The 16,718-nt window shown below is 69.8% G+C and carries 16 protein-coding genes; 4 read left to right on the top strand and 12 right to left on the bottom strand.

The window, feature by feature from the left end:
- Window positions 1-17: 17 nt before the first annotated feature.
- Window positions 18-2,327, bottom strand: coding sequence for a GumC family protein (locus MFF30_RS06125; RefSeq protein ID WP_238277824.1), 2,310 nt, complete (start codon window positions 2,325-2,327; stop codon window positions 18-20).
- A 187-nt stretch (window positions 2,328-2,514) separates the two neighbouring features.
- On the opposite strand from MFF30_RS06125, the gene MFF30_RS06120 reads away from it, so the two are divergent.
- Window positions 2,515-3,087, top strand: a complete 573-nt coding sequence (locus MFF30_RS06120; RefSeq protein ID WP_238277911.1) for a polysaccharide biosynthesis/export family protein — start codon at window positions 2,515-2,517, stop codon at window positions 3,085-3,087.
- Between the two features lie 24 nt (window positions 3,088-3,111).
- On the opposite strand, the gene MFF30_RS06115 is transcribed toward MFF30_RS06120, so the two are convergent.
- Entirely contained in the window at window positions 3,112-3,255 is a 144-nt protein-coding gene (locus MFF30_RS06115; protein WP_238277822.1) for a hypothetical protein, read from the bottom strand.
- Between the two features lie 187 nt (window positions 3,256-3,442).
- Between MFF30_RS06115 and MFF30_RS06110 the strand changes: the two genes are divergently transcribed.
- Together MFF30_RS06110 and MFF30_RS06105 are read left to right on the top strand one after the other, a co-directional pair.
- Window positions 3,443-4,651 (top strand): glycosyltransferase family 4 protein, encoded by a 1,209-nt coding sequence (locus MFF30_RS06110; RefSeq protein WP_238277909.1) that lies wholly within the window; start codon window positions 3,443-3,445, stop codon window positions 4,649-4,651.
- Between the two features lie 51 nt (window positions 4,652-4,702).
- Window positions 4,703-6,256 (top strand): undecaprenyl-phosphate glucose phosphotransferase, encoded by a 1,554-nt coding sequence (locus MFF30_RS06105; RefSeq protein ID WP_238277819.1) that lies wholly within the window; start codon window positions 4,703-4,705, stop codon window positions 6,254-6,256.
- Between the two features lie 161 nt (window positions 6,257-6,417).
- Here MFF30_RS06105 and MFF30_RS06100 read toward each other — a convergent pair whose 3' ends face one another.
- From MFF30_RS06100 to pedA1, 10 genes are all read right to left on the bottom strand, one after another.
- Window positions 6,418-6,777 (bottom strand): hypothetical protein, encoded by a 360-nt coding sequence (locus tag MFF30_RS06100; RefSeq protein WP_238277817.1) that lies wholly within the window; start codon window positions 6,775-6,777, stop codon window positions 6,418-6,420.
- A gap of 43 nt (window positions 6,778-6,820) precedes the next feature.
- Window positions 6,821-7,207, bottom strand: a complete 387-nt coding sequence (lanM, locus tag MFF30_RS06095) for a lanmodulin LanM (protein WP_238277815.1) — start codon at window positions 7,205-7,207, stop codon at window positions 6,821-6,823.
- Between the two features lie 303 nt (window positions 7,208-7,510).
- On the bottom strand, window positions 7,511-10,060 hold the full coding sequence (locus MFF30_RS06090) for a TonB-dependent receptor (RefSeq protein ID WP_238277907.1): 2,550 nt from the start codon (window positions 10,058-10,060) through the stop codon (window positions 7,511-7,513).
- A 244-nt stretch (window positions 10,061-10,304) separates the two neighbouring features.
- Window positions 10,305-10,940 carry a hypothetical protein gene (locus tag MFF30_RS06085; protein WP_238277813.1) on the bottom strand — a complete coding sequence of 212 codons (636 nt, stop codon included), beginning with the start codon at window positions 10,938-10,940 and terminating at the stop codon, window positions 10,305-10,307.
- The gene (pedC, locus tag MFF30_RS06080; protein ID WP_238277905.1) at window positions 10,940-11,833 is read right to left on the bottom strand and encodes a lanthanide ABC transporter permease protein PedC; all 894 of its coding nucleotides are present in this window, start codon (window positions 11,831-11,833) and stop codon (window positions 10,940-10,942) included. Before pedC ends, MFF30_RS06085 begins: the two co-directional genes overlap by 1 nt.
- Before the next feature lie 23 nt (window positions 11,834-11,856).
- Window positions 11,857-12,609, bottom strand: coding sequence for a lanthanide ABC transporter ATP-binding protein PedB/LutE (gene pedB, locus MFF30_RS06075; RefSeq protein ID WP_238277811.1), 753 nt, complete (start codon window positions 12,607-12,609; stop codon window positions 11,857-11,859).
- Complete coding sequence (locus MFF30_RS06070; protein ID WP_238277809.1) at window positions 12,606-12,857, bottom strand: hypothetical protein; 252 nt, start codon at window positions 12,855-12,857, stop codon at window positions 12,606-12,608. Before MFF30_RS06070 ends, pedB begins: the two co-directional genes overlap by 4 nt.
- Window positions 12,858-12,884: 27 nt before the next feature.
- Window positions 12,885-13,328 carry a cupredoxin domain-containing protein gene (locus MFF30_RS06065; protein WP_238277807.1) on the bottom strand — a complete coding sequence of 148 codons (444 nt, stop codon included), beginning with the start codon at window positions 13,326-13,328 and terminating at the stop codon, window positions 12,885-12,887.
- Between the two features lie 189 nt (window positions 13,329-13,517).
- Window positions 13,518-14,528: a YVTN family beta-propeller repeat protein gene (locus MFF30_RS06060; RefSeq protein ID WP_373320852.1), complete on the bottom strand. Its 1,011-nt coding sequence runs from the start codon at window positions 14,526-14,528 to the stop codon at window positions 13,518-13,520.
- Between the two features lie 187 nt (window positions 14,529-14,715).
- Window positions 14,716-15,945 (bottom strand): lanthanide ABC transporter ABC transporter substrate-binding protein PedA1, encoded by a 1,230-nt coding sequence (gene pedA1 / locus MFF30_RS06055; protein WP_238277805.1) that lies wholly within the window; start codon window positions 15,943-15,945, stop codon window positions 14,716-14,718.
- A gap of 235 nt (window positions 15,946-16,180) precedes the next feature.
- On the opposite strand from pedA1, the gene MFF30_RS06050 reads away from it, so the two are divergent.
- The gene (locus MFF30_RS06050; protein ID WP_238277804.1) at window positions 16,181-16,705 is read left to right on the top strand and encodes a DUF3280 domain-containing protein; all 525 of its coding nucleotides are present in this window, start codon (window positions 16,181-16,183) and stop codon (window positions 16,703-16,705) included.
- Window positions 16,706-16,718: the final 13 nt, after the last annotated feature.

The following is a 16,718-nucleotide window of genomic DNA, read 5'->3' as shown; positions in this document are numbered from 1 at the left end:
GGGGCGCGTCCGCCGGATCAGGCCGCCGAGAGGCGCAGGGGCATCGCCTCCGCGTCGTCGAAATCCGGCCGCGCCGGGGCCCGCACGGCCGCCGCGCGGTCCTGGGCGACCAGGATCTGGCCGGCGCCGGAGGCTTCGGCGCGGAGGTAGAGGTCCACGAGGTCGGCATCCTCCGGGTCGCGGTCCGAGGCGATCACGACGCTGCCCATCTGCTGGCCCGTCGCCGCCAGGATCTCGCGGGCGAGTCGGGTCTGCGGCGTACCGAGGCGGCACACGACCCAGTCATAGGCCTGGGTCAGGGCGTCGAGGGTGATGGCCACGGCCTGCGGCTCCTCCGCCAGGATCGCGGCATCGAGGAAGCCGCGCTGGATCGCGTGCAGGCGCGAGCCCGGGATCGACTGAATCACGTCGAGGAAGGCGGCCTCCCCCGCCACGAGGTCCGTGAGGCCGTACGCATCCTCCGCGCAGGCCGGGCCGTTGAGGTCCAGCACCACGGCGCTGTCGCGGGCCGCGAGGGTTCCGCCGAGGCTCACCGCGAGGCCGGCGCCCTCGCCGCGCGGCGCGAGCGTTTCGATGACCAGCACCGTGCGTCCCGCGCCCATGGCGGGGGCTCGCCCGGAGCGCAGGCGCCCGATGAGCTGGTCGAGGTCATAGGGTTCGGCCGGCTGGCCGCCGCGCGCCGAGCTTCGGCGGGCGTTGGCCACGGCTTCGACGGCGGGCTTCGGCGGGACCGAGGCGCCGAACGGCGCCGGGTTCGCGGCCGGGCGCGGAGTCTCGGCGGCCGGCGCCTCGGCATGGCGCGCCAGGGCCAGGGAGGCCTCCGGGAAGGCGAAGGGGCCGGACACCGTCGGCTGCCCCTCGGAGAGCGCATCCGTCTCTTCTTGCGTGCGGCGGCGCCGGCCCGAACCGTCGGGATCCCGGAGGAGGTGGTGGCCGATGACCCCGCCGATCGAGAACAGCAGGCCCAGCACCGCCGCCAGGAGGACGATGGGCAGCTTCTTCGGGAAGGAGGGCGTCTCCGGCGTGATGGCGCGCGAGACCACCCGGGCATCGGCCGGGGTCGCGCTCTCGGCGTCGCGGGCCGAGGCCTCGCGGTAGCGCGAGAGGTAGGATTCGAGCTGCTCGCGCTGGGCCTTGGCCTCGCGCTCCAGGGCGCGCAGCTGGACCTCGCTGACATTGCCCTTGGAGACCACGTCGCGCTGGGCGTCGACCGCCGCGCTCAGGCTCTCGACCCGGGCCTCGGCGATGCGGGCGTCGTTCTCCAGGGTGCGGACCACCCGCTCGGCGGTCGCCTTGATCTGGGCGTCGAGGTCCGAGATCTGCGCGGTCAGTTCCTTGATGCGCGGATGGGCCGGCAGCAGGGTGCGGGATTCCAGCGCGAGCTGGTTGCGCAGGGTGATGCGCTGCTCGACCGTGCGGCGGATGATCTCGTTGTTGGCGACATCCGGGATCTCGAAGGCGCGGCCGTCCTTGATCATCTCCTTGATCAGCTTGGCCCGGCCGGCGAGATCCGCCTTGGCGGTGCGGGCCTGCGAGAGCTGGGTCGACAATTCGCCGAGCTGCTGGGCGCCCAGCGGCTGCCCGGCGGCGCCCCCGGTGGCGATCAGCCCGTTCCGGGCCCGGTAGGCCTCGACCTTGGCCTCGGCCTCGCCCACGCGGGTGCGCAGGGTCTCGATGTTGCCGCCGAGCCAGGTGGAGGCGTAGCGCGCGGTGTCGGTGCGGGCCGCGTCGAGGGAGGCGATGTAGAGTTCGGCGATGGTGTTGGCCGCCTGCGCCGCGAGGTGCGGGTCCTTCGAGCGGAACTCCACGGTGAGGATGCGCGACTTGCCCGCCGGGAAAACCGTCAGGCGGTCGAAATAGGTCTCCAGCATCCGCTCCTCGGGCGGACGCTCCATCGGGTTCTTGGCAAGCCCGATCATCATCAGAGCGCGCTGGAACGGGCCGAGACCGGCGACGCTCGGGTCGAACTCGGCGTTGCCGGCGAGCGACAGGCGGCGGATCGCCTCTCGCGCGAGGTCGCGGGACATCACCACCTGAACCTGGCTCGCCACCGCCTGCTCATCGATGGGCTGAACCTGCTCGCCGCGCTCCTGGGCGCTGCGGGTGAACGAGGTGTCGCGGCTCTCCAGCAGGATCTTCGCCTCGCCCGTGTAGCGCGGCGACACGACCTGCACGAAGGCGATGGCGCCGATGGTGACGAGGGCGGTGGGAATCACGATCCAGCGCCAGGAGCGCCGCAGCACGCCGGCGAGCTGCGACAGCCCGAGTCCCTCGTCCGTGGCGGAAGGGGCGTCGGCGATGGGCTGGAACGGCGAAGAGCGGGGCATGGCTCGATCTTTACGCAAGGCAAGGGCGGCGACCGCGAGGCGGCCGGCTCGTCCACGAATAGAGCGCGTTAAGATTGACCGGACGTTAAGACGAGGCCGCGCGAAACCATGGCCAGCGGGCCGTTAGTGTTCGTTAACCATATCGTCTTAGGAGGCTGTGGATACAGTCCTCACGGCGGCAGTGGTGATGAACCGGCGATCACTCCTCTTAGCACTCTCGTCGAGCCTGGCGCTCGGCGGCTGCCTGCGGCCCGACTTCCGGACCGACCAGCTCGACGCCACCGGCACCGGCTCGATCGGCGCGCGCTACACCCTCTCGGCCGGCGACCGCCTCCGGGTGATCGTCTTCGGCCAGGACAATCTCTCGAACATCTACGCTGTGGACGGGGCCGGCAACATCGCCATGCCCCTCATCGGCCTCGTGAAGGTCGGCGGCCAGCCCACCAGCCAGGCCGCGCGAAACATCGAGGCCAAGCTCTCCGCCGGTTTCGTGCGCGAGCCCCACGTCACCGTCGAGGTCGATGCCTACCGGCCGTTCTACATCCTGGGCGAGGTCACGACGTCGGGCCAGTATCCCTACGTCAACGGCATGGCCGTCGAGACCGCGGTGGCGATCGCGGCCGGGTTCGGTCCCCGCGCGGCCCGCGACTACGCGGTGCTGACCCGCGAGGGCAAGGACGGCCTCGTCTCCGGCATCGTGCCGATGACCTATCCGGTACGCCCGGGCGACACCATCGTGATCAAGGAACGGTTCTTCTAGGCTGAGTCATCGCGCGCCGCGCCTTCACGGCCGCGCCGGCATGATGTGCGTGCCCGAAGGCGCGTGATGCGTCGCGCGACCGGCGCCGTCTTCGGTGATCGACTTGACCAAGGACTTGGCATCGCTGCCGCGTCGTCTGCGTCCGATCTGCGATCCGCCGGCGGTCATTAGGGATCGCCTAACCGAGACGCGAACTATCGCGGCGTTCGTGGCCTCCCGCCGGAGGCCGGCGTACCCCGCTTAACGGTCCACCCACCTCTCCGGGCCAGTGTCCGGCAACGGCCGAGCGTTCCGACCGCCCGTCCAGCGTTGCGTGGAGAAGCCCGTCGTGTCTGCGTCCGCCCTCGAAGCCGCCGTGTCCGGTTCCGTCCTCCAGGCTGCGGGCGCCGCCTCCGGCGGCCTGCCGCCCCAGCGCATCCTGCACGTGTTCCGCGCGCCCGTGGGGGGGCTCTTCCGCCACGTCGTCGATCTGGCCCGCCTTCAGGCGGCGGCGGGCCACGCGGTGGGTCTGGTCTGCGATGCCAGCACCGGGGGCGAGCGCGCCGCCCAGGCGCTGGCCGACCTGGCGCCCTGCCTCGCTCTCGGCGTCACCCGGATGCCGATGCGGCGCAACCCGCATCCCTCTGATCTCATGGCCCTGCGCGCCATCGCCCGCCGCGCCGCGGAGGTCGGGGCCGACGTGCTCCACGGTCACGGCGCCAAGGGCGGCGTCTACGCCCGCCTCGCCCCGGTGCGCGGGTGCGCGCCGATCCGGGCCTATACGCCCCATGGCGGCAGCTACAATTACAAGCCCGGCACCCTGCGCCACCGCGTCTACATGGGCATCGAGCGCGGCCTCGCCCTGCGGACGGACGTGTTCCTGTTCGAGAGCGAGTACGTCGCCGGTCGCCACCGCGCCTATGCGGGCGATCCCCGCCGGATCACCCGCATCGTCCATAACGGGATCGGCGAGGCGGAATTCGACCCCATCGTTCCCGCCGAGGACCGCTACGACCTGCTCTATATCGGAGAGCTGCGCGATGCGAAGGGCGTACCCTTCCTCCTCGACGCCCTCCTGCGCCTGCGGGCCGAGGGACGCGCCCTGCGGCTGCTCATGGTCGGGTCGGGCCCAGACGCCAACGTCCTCGCCGAGCGCGTGGTGGCGATGGGGCTCGGCGACGCGGTGGCCTTCGAGCCGCCCCAGTCGATCCGGGCGGTGCTCGCCCGCGGGCGGGTGATGGTGGTGCCCTCGCTGGCCGAATCCCTCCCCTACGTGGTGCTGGAGGCCGCCGCCGCCCGCCATCCCCTGGTGGCCACCAACGTGGGCGGCATCCCCGAGATCTTCGGGCCGGCCGCCGGGCAGCTTGTGCCGCCCCGCGACGGGCAGGCCCTGGCGGCGGCCATCGCACGGGTCCTCGACGAGGAGCCGGAAGCCTGCCGCCTGCGCTTCGAGGGGCTCGCCGCCTCGGTCAAGGCGCGCTTCTCGATGACCCGGATGGGGTCCGACGTGCTGTCCGGCTACGCCTCTGCCCTGCGGGCCAGGGCCGGGGCCGCCCGCCCGGCGATCGCCCCCACGGCCCCGTAATCCTTTTCGTAACCTCAACCTCGCGCGCCCAGAAGAATTCGGAAGCCTGCCATGAGCGCCTTCGATGTCCGTGATCTCCTGGAGGCGGCCGGCCGCTCCGGCGGCCACCGTCCCGGTTCCAGCCATCCCGGCGGCCAGGGTGCCGCCGCCCTGCCGGCGATGCCCCCCGCGGAGGCACTGGCGCCCCCGAGCCCGCCGGCCTTCCTGTCGCCGGTGGTGCTGGCGGGCTGCGTCCGCGTTGTCGAGTTCGTCCTGATCGCGGCGCTCGGCGTCGGCGTCCACGCGGTGCAACTCACCGGGATCGTGCCCCTGTCGCCCCGCTACCTCACGGCCACCCTCGGCATCGCGGCGCTGGCGGTGCTGTTGCTCCAGGCCGCCGGGGCCTACCGGATGACCGCCTTCCGCGCGCTCACCAGCGGGGCCCTCCGGCTGCTCGGCGCCTGGTGCCTGGCCTTCCTGCTGGTGGCCGCCGTGATGGTCTTCGCCAAGGTCGCGGATCACTACTCGCGCATCTGGCTGGCGACCTTCTTCGCCGGTGGCCTCGCCGCCCTCGTGGCCGAGCGCTTTGCGCTCGTCGCCCTGGTGGGCGCGCAGATGCAGCGCGGCCATTTCGACCGGCGGACGGCCATCGTCGGCGGCGGCGCGGTCGCGGAGGACCTCATCCGGGCCCTCGACGCGCAAGCGGAATCCGGCGTCCGCATCGTCGGCGTGTTCGACGATCGCGGCGACATGCGCTCCGACACGGTGGTGGCCGGCTACCCGAAGCTCGGCAGCGTGAACGACCTCGTGGCCTATGCGCGGACAACGCGGCTCGACCTCATCATCTTCACGATCCCGATCACCGCCGAGGACCGCATCCTGCAGATGCTGGCCAAGCTCTGGGTGTTGCCGATCGACATTCGCCTCTCGGCCCAGGCCTCGAAGCTGCGGCTGCGCCCCCGCGCCTATTCCTACCTGGGCAGCGTGCCCGTCCTCGACGTGTTCGACAAGCCGATGGCCGACTGGGACATCGTGGCCAAGAGCCTGTTCGACCGCGTGGTCGGCCTGGCGATGCTCGTGACGCTGGCCCCCGTCATGCTCGGGGTGGCGCTCGCCGTGCGCCTCACCTCCCCCGGCCCGGTCTTGTTCCGGCAGAAGCGCTACGGCTTCAACAACGAGCTGATCGAGGTCTACAAGTTCCGCTCGATGTACGTGAACCAGAGCGACGCGGGCGCCGCCAAGCTGGTGACGCGCGACGACCCCCGCGTGACGCCGGTGGGCCGCTTCATCCGCCGCACCTCCCTCGACGAGCTGCCGCAGCTCTTCAATGTCATCAAGGGCGAGCTCTCCCTCGTCGGCCCCCGGCCCCACGCCCTCCAGGCCAAGGCCGCCAACACCCTCTACGATCAGGTGGTCGACGGCTACTTCGCGCGGCACAAGGTCAAGCCCGGCATCACCGGCTGGGCCCAAGTGAACGGCTGGCGCGGGGAGACCGACACCAGCGACAAGATCCAGAAGCGCGTCGAGCACGACCTGCACTACATCGAGAACTGGTCGATCCTGCTCGACATCAAGATCATGCTCGCGACCCCGGTCTCCCTGTTCCGCACCAAGAACGCCTATTGAGAGCGCGCTGGCCGGGTGCAGGCCCCGCCGCCGTGGTCCGAAGGCGATCGGTCCCGACGAAGAGGGCCGCGCTCCGTGAGGAGCGCGGCCCTGATGGTTTTTGCGCGATTATGGCGTTACGCCGCCCGCGCCGGGCGGGTGCCCGGTCCGGCGCAAGCGCCCTACGGCAGGGCGCCGGCCTTCTTCTTGGCCTCGGTCATTGTGTCCTCGCAGCCCTTCATGTCGCCGGCCTTGTCCTGGGCGCGGGCCTTCTTGATCAGGTCGCGGGCTTCCGCGACGCCGCCGGCGCTCGCCGTGGTCGAGGGATCGGTCGGCTTGCCCTTCGGCGCGTGGTCGAGGGCCTTCTCGGAGTGCGAGGAGGTCGGCCCGCCGGGCGGCTCCTTGCCCGTCACCTGCTCGGCGCCGGCACTGTCGAGGCGGCGCTCGATGGTGGCGATCTGCTCGGAGCAGGATGAGGCGAGGGCCGGCCCGGCGGCGCCGAGAAGGACGAGGGCGGCCGGCAGGACGAGGGTGATCCGCATGGATGGAACGCTCCGTTCGGGGGGCCGCCCCCGATGGACGGCCTTACTTCAGCAGGGTCGCCAGGGAAGCGCCGGCCGGCGACGAGAGTTCCTTCGCGTCGATGGTCCCCTCGGCATCCGGGTCTGCGGCCTTAAAGCGCGCCGCCACCACGGCGAGGTATTCCTTCTTGTCGAGGGTGCCGTCGCTGTCCGGATCGGCGGCCTTGAGCTCTGCGGCGGTGAGGAGGCCGTTCAGCTCCCGGGCGTCGAGGGTGCCGTCCTTGTCCGGGTCCAGCATGTCGAACTTCTTCGCGGCGGCCGCCTGCGCCTCGGCCAGATCGATGGTGCCGTCCTTGTCAGGATCGAAGGCGGAGACGTCGGCCGCGAGGGCGGGGGCGGCGAAGCCCAGCAGGGCGGCGAAAATCGCGACGGCGGACAGGCGAGACGACATACTGAAGCACTCCGAAGATCAGCGAGAAGAACCCTGAGGTTCTTCGAGATAGAGCCGTGACATAGGCGAATCTGCCCGAGTCACGGCGAGTCGAGTCGACGACTCGACTTGCGACTCATTAGAAGAATCGGGAGAATCCGGCAACCCCCGTCGGGATTGTTCGGACTCTATGCCGGGTAATAGCCGCAAGATCACTGTTTCGTGAGGTCTGTGCGCTCCAGCCGGCTATATGCCCGGTCCACCAACGAAGAACGGCGCGGATCCGGGGATCCGCGCCGTTCAGGTCTGTTCGGGTGACTGCGTTCAGTACTTGCGGATGATCGGCTCGGCCATCGGCACCGGGTCCGCTCCGAAGGAGTAGCGCAGGCCGCCGTAGATCGAGAGCGGCTGGGCCAGCGTCGTGGTGCGCACGTCGCTCACGGGGTAGCGGTTGGCCACGAGGCCCGGCTCGAAGAACGTGCCGAAGGTCGTGTAGCGGTTGTTGGTCAGGTTGGTGACGAGGCCGAAGACCTGGAGCTTGGGCGTGATCTGGTAGCTCGTGTTGAGGCCGAGCACGTAATAGGCCGGCAGCTTGCGGTTCAGGTTCGACTCGTCGCCCCGGTAGTAGGACGAGGAGAAGGCCTGCAGGTTCATTCCGACCCGCCAGCCCGGCAGGACCATGTACTCGAAGCCGACCTTGAACTGGTGATCGGGGATCAGCGGGACCTTCTTGCCGGGCGTCACCAGGATCTCGCCGGGATTGCCGTCGGCGTCGGGCACCGAGAAGGGGTTGTTCGGGGAGGACAGGGTGCCGGTGAAGCGGAAGGTCGCGTCGATCAGGGCGTAGTTGGCGTAGACCGAGAGGTCGCCGCGGGTGAACTCGCCGCCGACCTCGATGCCCTGGCGCCGGGTCGCCGGCACATTGACGAAGTAGCCGCGGGCCGCGTTGCCGGGGGTCGCGAGCTGCAGGATGTCGTTGGCCAGATCGTTGCGGAAGGCCGCGACCTTATAGGTGAGGAGGCCGCCGTCATAGAAATTCGGGAGCGCGCCGCGGATGCCGACTTCGTAGTTCTGGGCGGTCACCTGCTTCAAGGGCGGGTCGGCGACCAGGGAGTTCGGCAGCAGGCAGGGGCGCTCGGGGTTGGCGCAGGCCAGTTCGAGCGGCGTCGGGGCGCGGTTCGACTCGGAGTAGCTGCCGTAGAGCGAGAGGCCCGGGGTGAACCGGTAGGTCAGGCCCGCCAGCGGGTTGATCTTGGTGAAGTAATGCGTCCCGGTCACGTCCGGCGAGAAGCCGGTCTGGTCCTGCGTCGAGACGCGGGCGAAGTTCAGCCGGGCCCCCGCCGTCAGCGAGAGCTGGTCGGTGAGGTCGATCGTGTCCGTGGTGTAGAGGCCCATGTAGAGGTTCGAGCCGAGCACCGCGCTCGGCGCGATGCCGAGCGCCCCGTCCGTGCGCAGCTGCGTGGTGCCGAGGCCTGGGATGAAGCCGTAATTCGGGTTGTTCGGATCGATGGTGACCGAGAGGTCCGGGTTGATCACCCCAAGGGTGCTCGACGACTTGTAGCTGTAATCCGCGACATCGATGCTGCCGCCGACGACGAAGCTGTTGTTGAACCCGAAGACGCGGTCGCGGTTGGCCGCCTGCAGCGAGCCGCCGTAGCCGGTCGCCTCGGTCTTCGTCGTGTCGAGGGTGCCGTAGGGCACGCCGGCGGTGCGGGGAATCAGCTGGCCGTTGGCGCCGCGGAGGCGCAGCTGGTCGAAGTTGACGTTGGGGAAGCCGTCGTCATCGAAGCGCAGCACGTCGGGCGTCGAGCATTGCCGGCCGCAGCGCTCGAACTCGGCGTCGTTGCCGTCGATGTACTGCTGGCTGAAGCGGCGGAAATAGGCGTTTCCGGCGAGATCCCAGGTCGGCGAGATGTCGACCCGCCCCGTCACCTGCAGGGTGCCGAGCTGGGTGGTGGTGGTCTGCGGGTAGGTGAAGATCGCCCGTGGGTCGAGGTGGGTGAAGTCGACCGGGGTTGCGGCGGCGGCGCCGAAGAAGGTCCGGGCGAAGTTGCCGATGATGTGGAATTCGGAATCGAGGGTGCGGTAGCCGAGGTCGGTGTAGACGCGCCCGATCGTGGTCGGCGACTGGTAGCGCCAGCCGCGGTCGTTGAGCCCGTCGCCGTTGAAGTAGAAGCTCCAGGGGCCGATGACCTTGCCGTATTCGAGGCCCCCCCCGATGCGTCCGTCCGACCCGCCGAGGAGCGTCACGTCGGTGCCCTGCCAGGTGAAGCCGTTCTTCATCTGGATGTTGATCGCGCCGCCGAGCGCGTTGAGGCCGAAGACCGGGTTGCTGGTGACCACGTCGATCCGCTGGATGGCGGAGGGCGGGATCAGGTCGAGGTTGACGGTGTCGCCGAAGGCCTCGTTGATGCGCACGCCGTTCTGGTAGACCGCCAGACCCTGCGGCACGCCGGTGACCGGCGAGGCCTGGAAACCGCGATAGTTGATGTCGACGCGGTTGTTGTTGCCCTGGGAATCCGAGAGGTTGAGTCCCGGCGTCTTGCGCGCCAGCGTGGCCACGGCGTTGAACGTGCCGCGGTCGACGTCGAGGTCGGCAGCCGTTACCGTCTCGACGGTGCTGGGGATCTTGTAGAGGGGCTGGGCGCCGCCGCGCAGGCGCGGCTCGGACACCACCGGCAACTGCCCGGCCGGCGCCTGCGCGGCGGAGATGCCGGAGAGGGAATCGCCGACCGCGCCCACGGGCGTCGTCGCCACGACGCTGAGTTCGTCGAGCCGCACCGACGCCTGTCCGCCCGCGCCCTGCGCCCAGGCCGTGCCGGGCACCAGCGCCACCGATAGGAGCAGGCTGCCCCGCAGCGTCCGCTTCGTCATCCCCAGCCCCTCGATCGAATTCGTGTCCATGCCCCTTGCCGAGGCTTCGAACACACTTCTGAGAGGATCGTGCGGGAAGGACAATCGGCGCCTGGAGCCGATTCAGCCTTTTTGCGGCCTCAAATCCCGCTTGGCCGCGCTGCGTGGCTCTCCGGACACATTTCTTCGTCTGTTTTCAAAGATTTAGGGAAGGTTCAGCAAGCCGCCCGGGATAAAGTGGCAATTCGTCGGGCGGCCTCCGGAATCAGAGGCGGGCCTGGATGCGCCGGGCGATCTCGCCGAGGCGCTGCTCCAGCAGGGTCGGGACCTCGCAGACATAGCTTAGGGACTGGCTGCGCTCCTGGAAGATGCGCCGGTCCCAGGTGAACTTGGTCTCCAGCTCCGAGGCGTCCTTGGGGATGTCGCGGGCATCCTGGACACTCGGCGAATCCTTGGTGGCGCTGATCTGGTCGGCCTCCTCGCGGATGCGCTCGGCCATGCGGCGCTGGCCCTGGGCGTAGCGGCCGATGCCGGCGACGACCTTGTTACGCTCGCCGTTGATGACCTCAAACACGCCGGCGAAGACCCGGGTGAGGCGCTTGTCCTTGTCCGCGCCCGCCTTGGCGGCGAACTCTTCCAGCAGGGGATCGACCTCCGTCAGGGGCGTCCGGCGCGAGGCGATCTTCTGGGCGAGCGCCGCGGCCTCGAAATCGTCGCCCCAGGGGCCGGCGGCCTCGAGGTCCGGCCCGGTCCAGACCGTGCCGGGGCTGAGCGTCGAGACCTTGCGCTGGACGCAGGGCCAGTCCGGATCGGATTTTGGCTGGGCCAGGACCGGGCCGGCGCCGAAAGTCAGAACAGCGAGGCCCGCGAGGGCCCGGAGCGTCAGCGTGCGAGAGGTCATCAGGAATTGTCTCCGGCCGGGCCGCCGCGCCGGGCCATGATGCCACGGCCGGGATCGTAGGCCACGACGGCGAGGGTGAAGAAGGCGAGTGTGGTGCCCACGACCACCGCGCAGGCGATCGGCTCGAACTGCCCGTAGAGGGCGAAGCGCACGAGCTGCACCGCGTGGGAGAAGGGGTTGGCCTGGCAGATCCAGTACAGGGTCTCGGAGGATTCGCGGATGCGCCAGAGCGGGTAGAGCGCCGAGGACGCGAAGAACATCGGGAAGATCACGAAGTTCATCACGCTGGCGAAATTCTCGAGCTGCTTGACCATGGAGGAGAGCAGCAGGCCGATGGCGCCGAGCATCAGCCCAGAGGCGATGAAGGCCGGCAGCGCCGCCACGTAGCCGATGGCCGGGATGTCGAGCTCCCAGAACCACGCGATGGCCAGGAACGCGTAGGCCTGCACCACCGAGACGGTGACGCCGGCGATGAGCTTGGCCAGCAGCAGCAGCCAGCGGGGATAGGGGCTCGTCAGCAGCACCTTCATGGAGCCGACCTCGCGGTCGTAGACCATCGAGAGCGAGGACTGCATGCCGTTGAAGAGCTGGATCATCACCGCGAGGCCCGGCACCACGTAGACCTCGTAGAGCACGTAGGTCTGGTAGGGCGGCTCGATCGAGACGCCGAGCGTGTTGCGGAAGCCCGCCGCGAAGATGAACAGCCAGACGAGAGGCCGGACCAGGGCCGAGAAGAAGCGCTCCTTCTGGTTGAAGAAGCGCAGCAACTCGCGCCGCACGATGCCGCCGAGGCAGATCAGGTAGCCGACCGCGTCGAGGCGCCCGAGATGGGGCACCGGCGCCTCCGCCGGGACGGCGACCGTGTGCGGGGTCGTGCTCGGGCTCAGGGGCATGGCGACGGGCTCCGTGGGCGTGCTCATGCGGCCTGCCGTGCGGGTTCGGCCACGAGGCGGCGGAAGGCCGCCTCCAGCGTCTCGTCGCCCTGCGCGATGGAGCCGGCGGTGCCGCGGGCGACGATGCGGCCCCGGTGCAGCACGACCGCGTCGTCGGAGGCGTCGATCTCCTCGAAGATGTGGGTGGCCCAGAGCACCGACAATCCCTCCTCCCGCACCAGGGCGCGGACGATGGCGACGATGTCGGCGCGCGATTCGAGATCGAGGCCGACGGTGGGCTCGTCGAGGAGCAGGAGCCGGGGCTCGTGCACCAGGGAGCGGGCGATCTCGATGCGCCGGGACTGCCCGCCCGAGAGGGTGCGGACCTTGTCGTCACGCCGGTCGGCGAGGCCGACGCGGTCGAGGAGCGCGGCGATCCGCGCCTTGGCGGCCTTGCGGGGAATGCCGTGCAGGCTGGCGTGGTAGAGGAGGTTCTGCGCGACGGTGAGATCGGTATCGAGGGTGCGGGCCTGGAACACCACGCCGAGGCGGGCGAGCGCCCGGCTCGGCTCCCGGTCGAGGGCATGGCCGAGGATCGAGACCCGGCCGTCCTGGTTCGAATAGAGGCGGGTGATCACCGAGAACAGGGTCGTCTTGCCGGCTCCGTTCGGCCCGAGGAGCGCGGTGAAGCGCCCGCGCGCCACGCTCAAAGAAACGTCGGACAGAGCCGCGCGCGAGCCGAAGCGGTGGCTGACCTGGGCGACCTCGAGGGCTGGACTCGTCGTTGCGGGAGTCATGGCTTCAACGCCCGCTTGGCGTCGCCGACGGCGTCCAGGCACTCGTCGAACTCGCCCTCCCCCATCTCGCGCTCGGCCACCCGCAGAGCCTTCTTCAGCTTGGGCTGGATCGCTTCCGGGGCGGGCTTGGCGAGTTCGGCCCGGATCATCGCGATGCCTTCCACGCAGGCGGCCTTGTCGTCCGCGCGGGCGGCGGCGCTCCCGAGGGCGAGGAGGACGCAAAGGGCGAGAATCGTGGGAGCGCGCATCGACGGAATTCCTACTTCACGATGAACTTACTTCACGATGAACTTGCCGGTCATGCCCTTGGCTTCCAGGCCGCGGGCCGACCAGGGATACTCGCCGGGCTTGATCGCCACGAACTCGATGGCGATCTCGCCCGGGTCGTCGAATTCCAGATGGTCCGGCGGTCCGCTACCGTGAATCTCCAGGTGCTGGATCACGATCTGGTTGAACCAGATGTTGCGGAAGAACTCGGTGGCGTAGAACTTGTACTCCTGCCGGCCCTTGGCGACGATGCGCAGGCGGTAGGCCTTGCCGGATTCGAGCTCGATCTCCCGGTTCTCGACGACGAAGTCGTTGCCCTCCTCGTTGCCGAGCACGAGGTCCGGCAGATTCTGGCGCTTCTTCGTCAGGTCGAGGGCCTGGGCCGGAATCGCAGATCCGGTGGCCAGGATCGCCGCCAGGGCGAGGGCGGTGCGCCGCATCGTCCGCTTCATTCGTCGTTCTCCCGTTTGCCGCCTCGGGCGGTGCCGCCTCGGGGCGGCCGTCATTGTCAATCACGGGCCCTCCTCCCCCTTGCGGGGAGGAGTTGGAGGTGGGGGTGGCTCCGCCGGGCTCCGAAGCCACGAGGGTCACCCAACCACCCCCACCCCTGGCCCCTCCCCGCAAGGGGGAGGGGAAGCTCTCTAGTTCGGTGACACCGCAACCCCCCAGGGCAGCAGCCCGACGGGGATGCTCTTGACCACCTTCTCGGCCGCCACGTCCACGACCGAGATGTCGTTCGAGGAGCCGTTGGTGGAGAACAGCAGCTTCTGGTCCGGGGTGAAGGCGAGCTGCCAGACACGCTGGCCCACGGGGAGGTACTTCTCCACCGCGTGGGTCTTGGCGTCGATCACCGCGATGCGGTTGGCCGGTCCGAGGGCCACGAAGGCCTTGCTGCCGTCCTTGGTGATGCGGATGCCCACGGGCTGGATCGCCTCGTCGTTCACGCCCGGGATCTTGAAGGTGATCTTCTTGACGACCCGGCGGGCGGCGACGTCGATGACGCTGATGGTGCCGCCGACCTCGGCCGAGATCCAGAGGAACTTCCCGTCCGCCGTGAACTCGGCAAAGCGCGGGCGGGCATCGACCAGCACGTTGTCGATGACCTGGAAGGTCGTGGTGTCGATGAAGTGGGCCATGTTGGTGGTCTCGGACGTGTTCACCAGGATCTTGCCGTCCGGCGACAGGCCCATGCCTTCGGGCTCGACGCCCACCGGCACTTCGGCCATGACCTTGTTCTTCTCGACGTCGATGACGGTGACCTGGCTGTCGTCCTCGTTGGCGACGTAGAGCAGGTTGCCCTGGGGGCCGAGGATGAACTGCTCCGGATCGGGGCCGGAGCGGAGCGAGCGCACGACCTTGCCGGTGGCGGTATCGAGCACATCGATGCGGTCGTCGTCGCTGGCGCAGACGAACAATTCCTTGCCGTCCTTGCTGGTGGTGACGCCGCGTGGGCGCCGGCCGACCTTCCAGGTGCCGGTCACGGCCATCGTCTCGGTGTCGATGACGCTGACCGAGTTGCCCTTCTCGTTGGTGACGTAGACCGTGTAGGCCTGGGCCGGGCCGGCCAGTGACATGCCGGCCAATGACGTGCCTGCCAGCAGCGCCAGGCCCAGGATCGTTCCGGACGCGTTTGCCCTGAAGCCGCGGCTCATGGGGTTCCTCCTCGGGGCCATCGCTGTGTCGTGCGCGATTGATTGGGCGTTACTATAGTGCAGCCCCCTCCCACGGGGAGCACGAGACTGCAAGCGGGTGGGGACCGTGTTGCCGCAGGCGGCCCGGGCGATCCGGGCCTCGCGCGAACGTGACGGGATCGACGAACGGTCTCGGTCCGGGACGGTCTCAGTCCGGGAATTTGCAGGTGGTCTCCGGCAGGTCGATGCCGAGGGTGTCCAGCGGCGTGCGCTGGTGCGTGAAGCCCTGCTCGGGGGCCACCGAGACCATGGCTTTGGGCTGCACCACGATGATGGGCTGGCGCAGTTGGTGGTCCCAGGGCCGGTAGCTCAGGGAGACGCCCTTGTAGGCCGGCAGGCTGAAGGCCGGGTCCGCGAAGTAGGGGGCGAGTACCGCCGGGTCGGCGGTTTTCTTCTGGGTCGCCGCCTCGCCCACCGAGCGCACGGCCGCCCAGGCCTGGTAGTCGAGGGGCCGCATCAGCCGGCCCGACTGCCGCCGGAAACGGTTCTGCGCCTGGGCCGCGCCCCAGGTCTCCAGCATCGGGTGCCAGGTGGTGGCGATCAGCCCCTGCGTGCCGGCCACGGGACGCGGGTCGACGGTGCGGAACGGAACGTAGTCGCCCCAGTCGCCGGCCTCGTCGGCCACCACCGCGATGTCGTAATCGAGCCCTCGGGTGAAGACCATCGCCTCAGAGCGGGTGGGCGTGTCGCCCCGCGCCTTGGCGAGCGGCCCGAAGGTCCAGGGTTTCTCGGCGTTGATCTTCAGGTTGAACTTCTTGGCCGAGGTCTTGAAGGCGTCGGCGTAGAGCCGGTCGTTCTCCCGGGGGCCGACGATGAGGAACATCTTGCGCCAGCGCATCAGGGTGAAGAACTGCGCCAGGGCGTCGGTCTGCATCGCCCGGCTCGGCAGGACGTGGAAGACGTTCGCCCGGCAATCGGCGCCGCGCAGGCGGTCGTCGGGGGCGGCGATGTTGAAGATCGTGACGCCCTGCCCCTTCAGCGCGTCCGCGATGGCAAGCAGTTCGGCCGCCGGCAGCGCCACCACGAGGTAGCGGATACCCCGCCCCGCGAGGTCCCGCGCCGCCGCGACGCCATCCTTGTCCCCGTCGAGGGCGACCTCGTCGAGCACGTAGGTCTGCTTGGTGAAGCGGCCGGTGTTGTTGTTGTCCTTGACCGCCATCCGGGCGCCGGCGACGCCCTCGTCCTCCGGCACCGCCTCTGCGTCGTAGGACGAGGGCGCGGGCTCGGGCCGGTAGATCAGGCCGATATGCGTCTCGCTCGGAGGGATCGACGGCGCGACCGCGGGGGATGCCGGCTCCTGCGCCGAGGCCGGGGCGAGGCCGCACAGCCCGAGGCTGAGGGCGAGCGGGGCGAGGAGGAGGCGTGCGGGGCTGGGCATGTGGGGGTGAGGCTAACAACATTGCGCCGCCGCGCTCAATCGCGGATTGCTAAGCGATTCCTAAGGGCGCCGCGCGCAGACCTTGCGTTCAACACTCGGACGACGCGGCGGCATTTGCGCACCGGCCCGTTTCCGGGCAGATCTCGCGGAACTGATGAAGCCGTCGGGATCGTGCGGGCATCCGGCGCGTTCCCGTGGTCCCTCTTGGTCCCGCCCCCAGCGGAGAACTTCGCCCATGGCCCCGTCTCCGGTCCGCTCAGCGCTCGGGCTCGTCGCCCTCCTCGTCGCCGGCACCCTCGCGGGCCCCGCCCGGGCCGCGCCGGAGAAGGCCGCGATCTTCGGGGTCGAGCTCTTCGATCCCGGCGTGGTCGGCGGCCGCAAGGCCCGGCCGGACGAGGTCCGGCGCCTCGGCCTCGTCACGGACGAGCTGCGCAAGGCGCTGGCCGACAGCGTCGAGCCCGTGGACGTCGCCCCCCAGGCGGCCGAGATCGCCAAGCAGGCGCCCCTCTACAAGTGCGACGGCTGCGCCGCCGCCATCGCCAAGACCCTGGGGGCCGACCTCGCGGTGAGCGGCTACGTCGAGAAGGGCTCGAACCAGATCTTCAACCTCACCGTCACCATCGCGGAGGCTGCCACTGGTAAGGTCATCCGGGGCGGGCGCGTGGTGATCCGGGCCGACACCGACGACACCTGGGCGCACGCCATGCGCTGGGTGGTAAAGAACCGCCTCCTCACCGAGCCGTTGCCGAACCGGTCCTGACCGGCCGGCGTTT

It is taken from the genome of Methylobacterium goesingense, from assembly GCF_022179225.1.
Lineage (GTDB): Bacteria > Pseudomonadota > Alphaproteobacteria > Rhizobiales > Beijerinckiaceae > Methylobacterium > Methylobacterium goesingense.
Note: the sequence above shows the minus strand (reverse complement) of the source record. Positions and strands in the feature narration are given on the sequence as shown.